The organism is Kordiimonas sediminis, from assembly GCF_014656395.1.
GTDB lineage: Bacteria > Pseudomonadota > Alphaproteobacteria > Sphingomonadales > Kordiimonadaceae > Kordiimonas_A > Kordiimonas_A sediminis.
The window spans coordinates 1,176,169-1,190,228 of sequence record NZ_BNCI01000002.1; the positions used below are offsets into that span (position 1 = coordinate 1,176,169).

14 protein-coding genes are annotated in these 14,060 nt (G+C 46.9%); 7 read left to right on the plus strand and 7 right to left on the minus strand.

Annotated features, from left to right (window positions below; genetic code table 11):
* Positions 1-32: 32 nt before the first annotated feature.
* The 6 genes from IE181_RS13005 to IE181_RS13030 form a co-directional block, all read right to left on the minus strand.
* Positions 33-788: an SDR family NAD(P)-dependent oxidoreductase gene (locus IE181_RS13005; RefSeq protein WP_191253624.1), complete on the minus strand. Its 756-nt coding sequence runs from the start codon at positions 786-788 to the stop codon at positions 33-35.
* 10 nt (positions 789-798) lie between these two features.
* Positions 799-1,755 carry a transketolase family protein gene (locus IE181_RS13010; RefSeq protein WP_191253626.1) on the minus strand — a complete coding sequence of 319 codons (957 nt, stop codon included), beginning with the start codon at positions 1,753-1,755 and terminating at the stop codon, positions 799-801.
* Entirely contained in the window at positions 1,756-2,571 is an 816-nt protein-coding gene (locus tag IE181_RS13015; RefSeq protein ID WP_191253628.1) for a transketolase, read from the minus strand.
* Positions 2,572-2,685: 114 nt separating this feature from the next.
* Positions 2,686-4,416, minus strand: a complete 1,731-nt coding sequence (locus IE181_RS13020; protein WP_191253630.1) for a cytidylyltransferase domain-containing protein — start codon at positions 4,414-4,416, stop codon at positions 2,686-2,688.
* A complete protein-coding gene (locus tag IE181_RS13025) occupies positions 4,398-5,264 on the minus strand; it encodes an N-acetylneuraminate synthase family protein (RefSeq protein WP_191253632.1) in 867 nt (288 codons plus the stop codon). Before IE181_RS13025 ends, IE181_RS13020 begins: the two co-directional genes overlap by 19 nt.
* Positions 5,257-6,999 carry a tetratricopeptide repeat protein gene (locus IE181_RS13030; protein ID WP_191253634.1) on the minus strand — a complete coding sequence of 581 codons (1,743 nt, stop codon included), beginning with the start codon at positions 6,997-6,999 and terminating at the stop codon, positions 5,257-5,259. Before IE181_RS13030 ends, IE181_RS13025 begins: the two co-directional genes overlap by 8 nt.
* Before the next feature lie 221 nt (positions 7,000-7,220).
* On the opposite strand from IE181_RS13030, the gene flbT reads away from it, so the two are divergent.
* The 7 genes from flbT to IE181_RS13065 all read left to right on the plus strand — a co-directional run bounded on the left by flbT (position 7,221) and on the right by IE181_RS13065 (position 13,342).
* Positions 7,221-7,616, plus strand: a complete 396-nt coding sequence (gene flbT, locus IE181_RS13035; protein WP_191253636.1) for a flagellar biosynthesis repressor FlbT — start codon at positions 7,221-7,223, stop codon at positions 7,614-7,616.
* A gap of 29 nt (positions 7,617-7,645) precedes the next feature.
* Complete coding sequence (gene flaF / locus IE181_RS13040) at positions 7,646-8,050, plus strand: flagellar biosynthesis regulator FlaF (protein WP_191253638.1); 405 nt, start codon at positions 7,646-7,648, stop codon at positions 8,048-8,050.
* A gap of 442 nt (positions 8,051-8,492) precedes the next feature.
* A complete protein-coding gene (locus IE181_RS13045) occupies positions 8,493-9,314 on the plus strand; it encodes a flagellin (RefSeq protein WP_191253640.1) in 822 nt (273 codons plus the stop codon).
* A gap of 424 nt (positions 9,315-9,738) precedes the next feature.
* Positions 9,739-10,560, plus strand: a complete 822-nt coding sequence (locus tag IE181_RS13050) for a flagellin (protein ID WP_191253642.1) — start codon at positions 9,739-9,741, stop codon at positions 10,558-10,560.
* 95 nt (positions 10,561-10,655) lie between these two features.
* Positions 10,656-11,066 (plus strand): flagellar protein FlaG, encoded by a 411-nt coding sequence (locus tag IE181_RS13055; RefSeq protein ID WP_191253644.1) that lies wholly within the window; start codon positions 10,656-10,658, stop codon positions 11,064-11,066.
* A 242-nt stretch (positions 11,067-11,308) separates the two neighbouring features.
* Positions 11,309-12,154, plus strand: a complete 846-nt coding sequence (locus tag IE181_RS13060; protein WP_191253646.1) for an AAA family ATPase — start codon at positions 11,309-11,311, stop codon at positions 12,152-12,154.
* A gap of 12 nt (positions 12,155-12,166) precedes the next feature.
* Positions 12,167-13,342, plus strand: coding sequence for a vWA domain-containing protein (locus tag IE181_RS13065; RefSeq protein ID WP_191253648.1), 1,176 nt, complete (start codon positions 12,167-12,169; stop codon positions 13,340-13,342).
* A gap of 77 nt (positions 13,343-13,419) precedes the next feature.
* Here IE181_RS13065 and IE181_RS13070 read toward each other — a convergent pair whose 3' ends face one another.
* Positions 13,420-13,905, minus strand: a complete 486-nt coding sequence (locus IE181_RS13070; RefSeq protein ID WP_191253650.1) for an energy transducer TonB — start codon at positions 13,903-13,905, stop codon at positions 13,420-13,422.
* Positions 13,906-14,060: the final 155 nt, after the last annotated feature.

Below are 14,060 nucleotides of genomic sequence, written 5' to 3' on the forward strand. Positions count from 1 at the left end.
CCTACCTGTATCCTGCAACCGCGCTTAACTGATTAAAAATATAAGCCGCCATTAACATTGATAGTCTGGGCTGTAATATAGGATGAAGTATCACTAGCCAGGAAAACCGCGGTATTCGCAATTTCTTCCATAGTGGCAAAACGCTTCAGCAGAACCTGTTCAGCCGCCGCTTTGACCGCAGGACTGTTCATTGCAGACGCCGCCATCTCAGATTCCACAAGTCCGGCAGCAAGTGTATTACACCGCACATTATCTGTTGCCAGAAACCGTGCAATAACCTGACCAAGTGAAATCAGTCCCGCCTTGCTAGCAGCATAGTGTGCTGTGCGGGGCCCACCATATTGCCCTGAAACCGATCCAATATTAATGACACTGCCAGCGTTTGATGACCTTAGAAGCGAGAGCGCTGCCTGCGTCACTATAAAAGGCCCTTTCAGGTTTACTGCCAGAATTTCGTCCCAGTCTTCGTCCGTAATTTGGTCAAAATCTGTAGGGTTATTTATCCCCGCATTGTTCACAAGAACATCCAGGCGCCCAAAATCTGTATCAATATTTTTCAATAACGCAGCAACCGCTATCCGATCACGCACATCTGCACAAACAGCCCGAGCAAGATCAAGCCCTAGCTCGTCACAAAGCGAATGCGCTGCCTTCTGATTGGTCGCATAGGTAAAATAAACCTCGGCCCCGGCACGCACATAGGCAGTGACAATAGCACGTCCGATCCCCCTGCTGCCGCCAGTGACCAGACAAATCTTGCCTGTTAGATCATTGGTAGTGACTGCCATTGACTATTCCTTATTCAGTTAACTCGCGACATGCTTTAATGATTGCTTCGCTGTCTATTCCAAAAAGAGCCGGTAATTCATCGTGTTCGCCTGACTTACCAAAGGTATCCCGCACACCAACAAACCGCATGGGCGCAGGAGAATGTTCTGCAAGACACTCAGCAACAGCACCACCCAGACCACCAAGGATATTGTGATCCTCGGCTGTGACGATACCTGCAGTTTCCTGTGCCGCAGACACTACCTCTTGCTGGTCAATTGGTTTAATCGTGGAGACATTGACAACGCGCACGTCTATCCCATCCTTTGCCAAAACATCGGCTGCGGCAAGTGCACGGGCGACCATGACACCCGTTGCAAAGACAGAGACACTCCGACCGTCTCTGATACGGTGCGCGCGTCCAATTTCAAAACGGTGCGACGCATCATAAACCACTGGGGTCGGGCTACGCCCAATACGCATATAAACTGGTCCCTCATGGTCCAAAATAGCCTGAAATGCCAGCATAAACTCGTTGGCGTCTGCGGGGCTGATAACTGTCACCCCCGGAATAGCCCGCATTGTTGCCAGGTCTTCCAGCATCTGTGCTGTTGCGCCATCAGGACCAACATCAAGCCCGATATGGGAACAACATAGTTTTACATTTCTTCCAGCATATGCAACGGCGGTCCTGAACTGTTCATGCGCACGCATACATCCAAATGCAGCAAAGGTAGACACGACCGGGATTAACCCCGTATCAGCAACACCCGCACTGGCGGCCATCATATTTTGTTCTGCAATTCCAAACTGCATTACGCGGTCAGGGTGACTGTTCACCAATGGTTTTGCGCCCGTACCACCCGCAACATCAGCATCAAGGAGAACCCAGTCAGCGCGCTGGTCTGCCATATATGATAAAATTCGCCCGAAAGCATCGCGTACAGAAACCTCATCACCCGGCGTCCAAAAGTCCAGAGAAGTCATCTAATTAACTCCCAATTCTATCAGTGATGCATGCAGTTCCTCATCGGTCATTGTGACACTGCCATGCCACCGAAGAACATTTTCCATAAAGGAAACGCCTTTTCCTTTGACTGTATCAGCAACAATGAAGGTTGGCTTATCAGTGCATGACCGCGCGGTCGCCAACGCCTCCTGAATATCCTCAATAGAGTGACCGTCAATGGACAGTACCTGCCAGCCAAATTCTTGTACTTTTGCGGCGACATCGCCCATATTCATCTGGTCTGCAACGGATGCATCCCCCTGAAGCTTATTCGCATCGTAAAGTGCAGTCAGCGAGCTAACTTTATGATGACCGGCAGCCATAATAGCTTCCCAGGTATTACCTTCCTGCATATCGCCGTCCCCTAAAAGAACAAAGGTACGGAAGTCCATATTTTGAAACCTTCCCCCCAGTGCCATGCCCAGTCCCTGACTTAGCCCCATACCGAGCGAACCAGAAGGTGCGTCAACCCCCGGAATACGAACATCGGGATGACCTTCCATCCGGCTGTCTATCTTTCTTAGCGTCAAGGCTTCTTCTTCAGCAAAATATCCCTTCATCCCGAGCGCGATATAATACGCAGGACATGCGTGCCCTTTGGACAAAATAAATCTGTCTCGACCAAGCCAGTTTGGTTGATCAGGCCGCACATTCATTTCATCAAAATAGAGCACAGCAAGCATCTCTGCGATAGACAAGCAGCCCCCGGGATGGCCCGACCGTGCATTATAAATCGCCTGAATAGATCCGGAACGTATCCGGTTAGCGATTGCATTTAAATCATTTAGGTTCATAACCCGCTTGCACCTTATTATTTTTCCCTGTGGGCAACAAACACCCCAGTCGACTTTAAAACTTCTAATACCCTTTGACCATGTCTTTCAAAAGACCTTTGAAAGACAAACAGCCTACATATCAAGATAGGCTGATAAAAAGTTCTTCAAAACTTCTACCGACCCTATGTCCAGCTTCTGCATTACCTCGGAAAGATACAGTCTTTGCTCATAAGATTCTGCCAAAGAGACAGCTGCCTGAATAGTTTCTTCCCTCGAATGTGACAACACGCAGGCAGCAACATCAGCCAGGTCTCTTAACTCGTCGCTCCCTTTCAGTTCTTCAGGAATGAGGGCAACAGTTGGCACACGTGCTTTTATTGCCTCAAACAAAGTAACACCGTGCACACAAAGAAACACATCATACTCGGATAATTTAAGGGATAGTTGAGCATCAAACCCTTTTATGTGCAATCGGTTACCCATCGCACCCGATACGTCGGTAGTTTGAAATAAGTCCCTGGAAAAAACATCAATATCTATGCTTTGGGGCAAGGCCTTATCCAACCCTTCTGCCCAAAACTCTGCCAAGCGTCTGTCTGCCCCGCCGGCAAAAACACCTATGCGTTTTGTGTGTCGGGAAATATGATTGCGCACTGGCATGTCAGGTATAAGATAGCTTTCCCAACCAGAAAGCAAAGCGTCGCCATATCGCGCTCTGGTTTCTTCGTCAACATAATGACACGGGATTATTGCTGCATCGCAGTCAAAATACCTTGCAGTATGATCAATACCGACAACCGTGCAGCCTGCGCTTTTAATATCTTCAACCATTTGCCGCATTTCAGGGGTGTTAGTCTTAACATCCATAATGCAAAGGTCAGCAGAGACATCCTTCAGGCTTTCAAAAGACGGTACAAAAGCATGTGGTACAAGGTTCAGTTTTTCGCTGTGGAATGCGTCACCGACAACTGACACATGCACCCCGGCTGAAAAAGTATCCTGCAGGAAATTTGCAAGCATCATACATCTGGACAAATGTCCAAGCCCAACAGTCCCGCCTGCCTCAGTGATCAACCATACTTTTTTGGACCTGTCCGTGACCGTCTTTTGCCTTACACCGTCATTGATACGGCGAAGGTCAGGGTCTTGCTGAATCTGCTTAATTACCCAAGGTAGTGATACAATGGTTTTCTGCCTGTTTTCACCATACCAGTTCTTATAGAGAGCCTTCATAAAACGATAATCAGACGGAGTGTCGACAGATATCCTGTGATCAATCGAATAGAATACTGGATCACCTTTTACCGAACAGACTTCTGCATCAGGCAATTTTTTGAAATGATGATAGACGGAGCCAACATGCTCCCGCTCAAAATCACTTTGAGACAGTCCCATCATTTCATTCCAAAACGACCGTCTATAAACATCAAAACCTTCATGGATGTACTTCTTGCCGGCGGGTAGCGGTGCAAGCTGCGCCAGGTCTGCGGTGCCACTTGCATCAAGGGCCTCAACAAGCATATCAATAGTATCCGGGTCAACTAGCGGGCTATCGCCACAGATATATACGACAATTTTAGCATCCGTTAGGTTTACCGCTGCATCAACACGGTCCATCAGGTCATTCACATCACCATCAAAGGCAAGCGTTTCAACCCCGTATCCCGCGCCCCAATTCACAAGCGGCTGATTATAATCATCACTTGTTGTTGCCAGAATAATCTGATCCAGTGAACGGCATGTACGCAGACGGTCAACAAGGCGCGCTATAAGAGGCTTGCCCGCCAAATCCAGAAGATGTTTACCCGGTAACCGACTTGAGTTCAGGCGTGCCCCGATGATTGCTACTGCTTTTGTCGCCATTCATCACGCACTTTCAATGTTGGACGCAGCCCATCTGTTGGGTCTGCACGCCAGGGCCGGTCATCAATTTCAGCGGCGGTAGGCTCTTTGATACCTGTACCGTCTGCGCCTTTGATTCTGCGTCTACCAGCTATGACCTCAGCCATTTCCTGCGGCAACCAGCAGTGCCCGGCGGAATATTCCGCCCCTTGCTCATCAAGATCCAGATGAAACTCGATCACATCCGCGCTGTACCGGTCAATTGCTCGGTTCACGACATATGGATCACGGGTGTGATCTGACCAGCCAACTTTCGAACCAATAACATCACGAATTGTTTGAATAGCCTTTAGATTACAGCTGGCTGGAGGGGTAGGATAGCCTGACACGCAGTGCAACACTGTCAGTTCCTGACCGCCAGCCTTCTTGAATACCGAGACTGCATGTTCAATCTCCGGCATCGTTGCCATGCCTGTTGACAAGACCAGTGGCTTCCCCGTTTTTGCACAGGCCTGTATCAGTTCATCCCACAAAAGCTCATACGAAGCGATTTTATAGAAATCCACATAAGGTGCCAGCTCCTTCACAGCCTTTAAGTAAAACGGCGTACAGGCGAATTGAATACCTACCTCATCACACTTGGCCTTCAAGTCAGGTAGGAAGCTTACCGGCAGCTCCCATTCTTTTCTAGATTGGTGGTCCGGGCTTTTGGCCAGAATTTCCGGGGCAAAAAGATCATCCACTTTAAACAATTGGAATTTGACGGCATCACATCCAATGTCACTTGCTGCTTTGATAAATTCAAAGCATCTATCAAGATCGGAAGCATGGTTGGAAGAAACCTCTGCGATGAAAAATGGATCAGTCATTGGCAAGCTTCTTGTCTCTGAAATCAACTAGTGCCTTACTTACTTCCTCTACCGTGTCATCCCAGGGGCCGTACGGAGACTGTTTATCAAACAAATGACCTTTACTATAAATTGAAGGCGCATCGGACTTAGACCCAAACAACCACCAAACCGTTCCGGGTGTCATCCACCAAACAGGTACTCCCGCTGCCGCAGCCATCAGCTGTGGTGAAGAGGTTGGCCCAAGCACAAGGTCCAAGCTTGACATCAACGCAATATTGCCTTCCAGGTCATGCTTGACATTAAAGTCATCCCAGTGATGTATTGTCACGCCTAACTGCTCTTGGGCCAACCTGATGTCTTCATCATAATTGGAATATTGTAAGTTAAAGAACTTTACCCCTGACACACTAAGAATTGGTGCCATTTGTTGCAGGGTAAGATACGCTCCTTTCGACCGACCTTGCGTTAAGCCTGACGCCCAGGAAATCCCTACTTTCAACCCTTCGCCCACAGAGGATACGCGTTTTTCCCACATTTGCTTCAACATTGGGTCTGGCTTAAACATGGGAACTGGCATTCCCTTAACATCAGCAGACGTTTTCCACAGATATTTCGGCAGGGACGCCAGAGGTACCGCGTAATCTACATGCTCCTCACCCCGATTAATTTTGGATTGCAGTTCTTTATAGGTACGATATGTATATCCATGGGCTGTTCCGTCATGGGCTGGATAGACATCCGTTTCAGGAAAACTACGCTCTAAAAGCGTTTTCAGTCGTATGTCGCAAGTTAGAATAACTTTTTTTGCCCTAGCAATAATCTCCTTATAAACACTGGCAAAGAGTATTTCATCCCCAAGCCCCTGTTCATTCATGATCAGAAGTGTTTTTCCTTCAAGGTTTTCGCCCTCCCACCTTGGAAATTTATTAGCATAAATGACATTCTGACCTTGCTTCCTACGGGAGTTATGTCTGGCCTCATAGAGATTGAAACCTTCCTCCAGATCACCTTTTTGTAATAATCGATACGCCAGAGCTATTTTTGGTTCTGTAAATTCCGGATCAACCTCAAGAGCGCGTCTGAGAACCTTAATGCATTGTTCTGGATCCTCTAACACATTAGCAATATTGCTAAGGAACATGGCGTTATCAGGCTCCAGCTTGAGAGCCTCTTCATAAAATACGATGGACGCCTCTTCTCCATCCCGCTCCTTCACAACCGTTGCAAGTGCGTTCCAAAGAATAGCTTCTTGCGGGAATTGAGGCAGTACCTGTTGCGCCAAAGCCACCGCCTCATCCAGCTGCCCGATTTCCTTCATACATGTTATTAAATTGACGTACGCTGAAACAAGGGTTGGCTCAAACTGCAATACTACACGCCAGAGCTTGGCCCCGATGTCATACATACCCATCTCAATGGCTAATGACCCCATGATTTGGCAAATGGTACTATTGGGTTCATGGATCGACAAAAGATGTTCAATAACACTCAGCGCTTTATCTCGCACACCCAGCTTGCCGAGCGCATAAGCCAGAACCATCAAAACTTCCAAATTATCCGGTGCATATTTCCAAGCGGCATTCATGGCCTTCACTACTTCGGCCCAGTTACCCTCTTGCTGGTGCTTTTTCGCCTCACGGACCATCTTTCGCACCTTGGCCGGCATACGCTCACCCGACCTGAGGTGCTTGTCCATAAATTTATCATCTGAAAAATCAACGCTTCCCATTGATGGAGTCTTTTTCTTTCGCACACTTTCCCCCTTTAACTGAGAAGCTTGTAATTTTGTCATCCATGCCGACCCTATTCAGGATAACGGCAATATCTATATCCAAGCAAATTATAGACCAAAAACAGTTATCTATTGAATGTGAATAAAAATAAAGTGACAATATTTCCAGTATTTAGCTAAGGTAACACTTTATTTAGACAAACTTCGGATAATATATAGCACAGGATCAAGGGGAGAGCAGAATGGCCTTAAAGCTTTCATTAAAGCCAGAAGAAAAGCTGGTCATCAATGGCGCGGTTATTGCAAATGGGGATAAGCGGACAACTTTGGTTGTTCAAAACAAGGCATCAATACTGCGTGAAAAGGATATAATGCAGGAGCAAGAGGTGACAACACCTGCGCGACATGTCTATTTCCCGATCATGCTGATGTATATGGATGAAAAGAATTATAGCCAGTATTATGATGCCTTTGTACTAAGAATGACAGAATTTATGGGGGCCATTGGCGCTCCCGAAGTATTGAATATGTGCGTACAAATCAGCCAGGACGTAATGGCGAGAAATTATTATAAAGCCCTTATGAACTGTAAAAAGCTGATCGCATACGAAGCAGAAGTTATGAACGGCAGTCAATAACTGCCAAGCGTTCCCAGGAGAATTTTTGGATGTCCTACAAGGCCTACCAGAAGACACAGCAGCAGAATGAAGACCCGCGTCAGACAGAATACCGTCTTTTCGCACAGGTTACCAAGGCGCTGATGGATGCGGGGGAAAATCCAAAGAATATTACCCAGTTGGCAGATGCTCTGGACTGGAACCGGCGCATGTGGTCCACATTCTCCACAGACTGCGGGATGGAAGGCAATGGCCTCCCTCCCCAGCTGCGGGCATCTATTGTCTCTTTATCTATATGGGTATCCAAGCATTCCAGCCTTGTGATGCGGGGTGAAGAAAGTATTCAGGACCTTATCAATATTAACAAAACCATCATGGAAGGTCTTGCCATGCAGCCAGCTGCACCGCAGCCTGCACCTCCTACTGATTACACCCCTACAGATTCTTCAATCTGACCTTGCTCAACTGGTCTCACCAACACGAAAACAGAAAAACGGCACACCACGGCCAATGAAAGCGAACCGTTTTCAGATCGTATTCGCACGAACCTATACTCCTCGATAGACTTGGTGCAGCTTTAATGGACTTGAAGCAGCTTTTGCATGTATCCGCTACTCGGCAATTTCTGCACAGACAGGCAATATTTACCCATTTCCACCGGCAACATATGCCCAGTACGGAAATTTTTTCCGCCTAAATGCAGCATGACCAAAATGATGAATTTTGAACCAGCACCTAATATTATCATTTAATATCAATAATTTATAAAAATTACACTATCCATATTTACAAATTGGCATGCTTGATGCAAAGTAGGTGTCGAAGCAAAAAGCTTCACCGAGCAAAATGCTCAACATAGTTTAGAATGAAACGTATATCTCAGAAGGAGATCTCAAAATGGCTTTTTCAGTCAACACAAATGCTGGCGCACTCGTCGCACTTCAGAACCTCAATAAAACTAATTCTATGCTGGAAATGACTCAGTCTCGTATTAACACGGGCCTGAAAGTTGCTAGCTCCAAAGATAATGCTGCTACTTTTGCAATCGCGCAAAAACTTCGCAGCCAGGTATCTGGTTTGGGTGCAGTGCAAGGCTCACTTGACCGTTCGATCTCTGCACTTGATGTGGGTATTGCTGCTGCAGAAGCAGTATCTGACCTGCTGATCGAAATGAAGGGCAAGGCCGTTTCAGCAGCAGACGCCGGCCTAGATGCAGACAGCCGCACTTCTCTGAACGAAGATTATCTGCAACTACGCGATCAAATTGACTCGATCGTTACAAACGCTGAATTCAACGGCATTAACGCTGTGAACACTGGCGGTACTGATATTGTTGCGATCACAAGTGAAGATGCAGGAAACACAATCACTGTCGCTGCTCAGGACGTATCCCTATCCGGCCTTGCTCTTGATACATCTACTATTGGCGCAAATGCTACAGCTGGCGCAAATGCTGTGGCTGCCATCGACGCAGCGATTGATGACGTTAATACTGCTCTCTCAGAAATGGGCGCAGGTTCTAAGCGTCTGTCACTGCAAAAGGGCTTCATCACCAAGCTGTCTGATGCCATCGAAGTTGGTATCGGTAACCTGGTTGACGCTGATCTCGCAAAAGAATCTGCTAACTTGCAGTCCTTGCAGGTGAAACAGCAGCTGGGCCTTCAGGCTCTCAGCATCGCGAACCAGGCTCCAAGTACAGTATTGTCACTGTTCAGATAAGATCATACACATACTTAACAGAGCTTTACGGGCCCTTCGGGGCCCTTTTTCTATTCCCCCAACTGCCCCAACCATAAGATCAAAATCGGTGCGTGTAATGCAGTCACATTCAAAACTAGCCATAGCCTTCACAATCACACACCGAGGCAGAACCCAAAAAACCCACCCCCTACTACGGCAAATATTGCCCACCCCTAGCCGTTGATAGGCATTTTTTTCCTGTTACGTGGTATATATTGCCCTATGCGAAGGCAATAATTTAGTTAAATTTTTAAATATTATTCAATTTTTTTGTTTTAATTCATTAACTTAACTTATTTGGTTGTATTTTTTGAATTGGCCCAATATTTGCAATACAATAATCGAGACAAAAAGTCTCAAGGGCAAAAGGCCCTTATAAAAACTCCAAAAAGGAGAAAGCAAAATGGCTTTTTCGGTAAATACTAATGCTGGTGCACTGGTTGCACTTCAGAACCTCAACAAAACCAACTCCATGCTGGAAACTACACAGTCTCGTATTAACACGGGTCTGAAAGTTGCAAGCTCCAAAGATAATGCTGCTACTTTTGCAATTGCGCAGAAGCTTCGCAGTCAGGTATCTGGCCTAGGTGCCGTTCAAAGCTCGCTTGATCGCTCTTTGTCTTCACTCGACGTAGGTATTGCTGCTGCGGAAGCAGTATCTGACCTGCTGATCGAAATGAAGGGTAAAGCAGTGGCAGCAGCTGACGATGGTCTGGATGCAGACAGCCGCACTTCTCTGAATGAAGATTTTCTGCAGCTTCGCGATCAGATTGACTCTATCGTTACTAACGCTGAATTCAACGGCATTAATGTTGTGAACACTGGTGGTACTGACGTTGTAGCAATTACAAGTGAAGATGCAGGCAATACAATCACTGTGGCTGCTCAGGACGTTTCCCTGTCTGGCCTTGCTCTTGATACATCTACCATCGGTGCAAATGCTACAGCTGCTTCTAACGCGGTGGCTGCCATCGACTCAGCGATTGATGACGTTAATACTGCTCTCTCAGAAATGGGTGCAGGTTCTAAGCGTCTGTCACTGCAAAAGAGCTTCATCACCAAGCTGTCTGATGCCATCGAAGTTGGTATCGGTAACCTGGTTGACGCTGATCTCGCAAAAGAATCTGCTAACTTGCAGTCCCTGCAGGTGAAACAGCAGCTGGGCCTTCAGGCTCTCAGCATCGCGAACCAGGCTCCAAGTACAGTTCTCGGCCTCTTCCGTTAAGAGTAATCCCTAATGGGTAAGCTGGAAACGGCTTACCCATCTTAGAAGCAGAAGGACCAAGAACATGTGGGAGACTAGTGTCTGGAGATAAGATGATGGCTGATATAGGAAACACCGTTGGTGGGGCCCAGGTTGTCAATCTGAAAGCCACCAGCAATAAACAACAACCCCAAGGCGTAGAGCGTTTTTCGCCACCCGAGAGGCAAGGACCAATTGCACAGGCTCAGTCAGTGCAGGCCGAAATTACCGCTCGAAATGACGAGGCAGCGAAAAATCGTGATCCGCTTGAGGCCGCGGCAGAAAAAATTCAGGAATTTATTCCTGAAGGTAGAATTGCCCCCAATACGCGCCTTCGTATTGATCAGGACGATTCTGGTATGTTTGTCTACCAAAGCGTAGATAAAGATTCTGGAGAGGTCTTGAACCAATTCCCAAGTAAAGAAATTCTGGAATTTCTTGCGTATTACCGGGATGCGGAAGGCATCGTTGTAGACGACGAAGTATAACGACACTGTTGTTGTAGCTGAGTAAACATGACCACTGCAAACAGCGCAGTGTCGTTATAACCCTTTTACCTTGCCCATTACCTATGGTGGCGCAGGGCTTTTTGCGTTGTGACAGGCATGACGAACATACTCACAGGTCAAATATTTGACCATTAAGACGGTAAAAGGATTGATTATCCGGTCAGTTGCTACTAATTTGCTGACAAGATCAGATCCACCCCAGAGTTTTCGGAGGCATGAACATGAAATTTACCGGCACAGATTCCTACGTAGCTACTGAAGACCTGAAGGTTGCGGTAAACGCTGCAGCGACACTGAAACGGCCTTTACTTATTAAAGGAGAGCCAGGAACGGGAAAAACAGTGCTGGCAAATGAAGTAGCACAGTCCTTCGGCACCGACCTGATTGAATGGCATATTAAATCCACGACGAAGGCCCAGCAGGGACTATATGAATATGATGCTGTATCCAGATTGCGGGATAGCCAGCTTGGGGATGAAAAAGTCAAAGATATCCGCAATTATATTAAACGCGGTAAACTGTGGGAAGCCTTCACACACGGCAATACCCCTGTCCTGTTGATTGACGAAATTGACAAGGCTGACATTGAGTTTCCGAACGACCTCCTTCTCGAGCTGGATCGCATGGAATTCCATGTCTATGAAACAGGTGAAACTGTCAAAGCCCAGCATCGTCCGATTGTGATTATCACATCCAATAATGAAAAAGAGTTACCTGATGCCTTCCTGCGGCGCTGCTTCTTTCATTATATCAAGTTCCCGGACAAGGATACCATGCGGGATATTATCGAAGTGCACTATCCTGGCATTCAACAAGCACTTGTTCGCGAAGCACTGAATATTTTCTATGATATTCGCGAAGTGCCAGGCATGAAGAAAAAACCTTCTACAAGCGAACTCCTGGATTGGCTGAAGCTCTTAATGGCTGAAGACCTCCCGGTAGATGTTCTGAAGTCTTCAGACCCAAACAAACTTATTCCGCCGCTTCATGGGGCTCTTTTGAAAAACGAACAGGATGTTCACCTTTTTGAACGGCTTGCCTTCATGAACAAGCGCAAGCAAGGATAGGAAACCGCTTCCATGTTCATCAACTTCTTTTATGAACTGAAGGAAGGGGGCCTGCCCATCACGATCAAGGAGTATCTAACACTCCTTGAAGCGTTAGAGGCTGGCTGTGCCAGCTATAATGTTGATGACTTTTACTATCTGGCCCGGTCTGTTTTTGTAAAAGATGAAAAAAACCTGGATAAGTTTGACCGTATTTTTGCCCATGTTTTCAAAGGCATTGAATTTATCGGCGATGATGAAACGGCCAACATCCCTGACGAATGGCTTAAGAAACTTGCAGAACTTTATCTCTCTGAAGAAGAGATGGAAAAAATAAAGTCGCTGGGTTCCTGGGATGAAATTATGGAGACCCTGAAAAAGCGCCTTGAAGAACAGGAAGGCCGACACCAGGGCGGTAACAAATGGATCGGAACCGCCGGCAGAAGTCCCTTCGGCGCATACGGTTACAACCCAGAGGGCGTTCGTATCGGCCAGAAAGAAGGACGACACGGTCGAGCCATCAAGGTTTGGGACAAACGGGAATTTAAAAACCTGGATGATTCTGTGGAACTCGGCACCCGGAACATTAAAGTTGCTCTCAGGAAACTAAGACAGTTCGCCCGTGAAGGAGAAGCTTCCGAGTTGGACCTTGATGAAACAATCCGGTCAACAGCGCATCAGGGGTATCTGAACATCAAAATGGTTCCAGAACGTCATAATGCTGTGAAACTATTACTATTCTTTGATGTTGGCGGCTCTATGGACCCTCACATTAAAGTGTGTGAAGAATTATTCTCCGCCGCGAGGACAGAATTTAAACATCTGGAATTTTTCTATTTCCACAACTGCCTATATGAACGCGTCTGGAAGGATAATGCTCGTCGGTTCAATGATTTCATACCGACCATGGACCTTCTGCATACCTACCCACATGACTATAAGGTCATCATAGTAGGTGATGCATCGATGAGCCCCTATGAGATCACCTACCCCGGCGGATCGGTCGAGCACTGGAATGAAGAATCTGGTGAAGTCTGGATGCGGCGTCTGACTGATGTTTATTCAAAAGCAATTTGGCTAAACCCCATCCCGGATGGACACTGGGATTACAGCCAATCTATCCAAATCATGAAAACTCTGATGGAAGACCGCATGTATCCACTGACATTAAGCGGTATTGACGATGCTATGAAAGAATTACGCCGCTAATCGGCCAATCGGCACAAAAAAGGGGACTTCCGCGGAAACCCCCTCCAACAAATTCAGATATTGAACCTAACCAACGATTATTCTTCGCCCATCAAAGTGATGCTTGCAACCATCGGAGCACCTGCATTCGCAAGCTGACGGCTTGTTACACGACCTTCACGGCGTAAAATTCGCTCTTCCTGCGCGGACCCAGCAATTGCATAATTCATCTGCACTGAAAAAGTCAGCTTTTCCCCATCATAGTCAGCAGGCAATGCAGGAAAGTCCACTTTCTTCAGAGACTTACGAGCAGTAGAGTTAATCATAGGGCTACTTGCCATACGAACTGGCTTGATTGCTTCGATATCACCGTTACGGCTGACCGTTACCTGAAACAGGGGGGAGCCTTCTGCATTTTTGCGAACGGCCAGTGCAGGATACTTCATTTCAGCAGTCAGGTGCTTACCTGCCTTTTGTGCCCAGTGGTTAAGATCCCCGCCATCGCTACCGGCATGCGCAATGCCGCTGAAACCTGCAACAACTGCTGCTGCAGCCAAAGTTTTTGTAATAGCTGTGTATGACATTATTGTTCTCCTCGCATATGTCTTTAATGCTGTCATTGTTGTAAATCGCTCTTAACGGCGATGACTGAATGCTAACCATAGATACACTTGGATCGCACGCTATATGCGCTGAAATGATTGAAGATTGCGATTTCCTGCTAAACCCCTAGATCTAA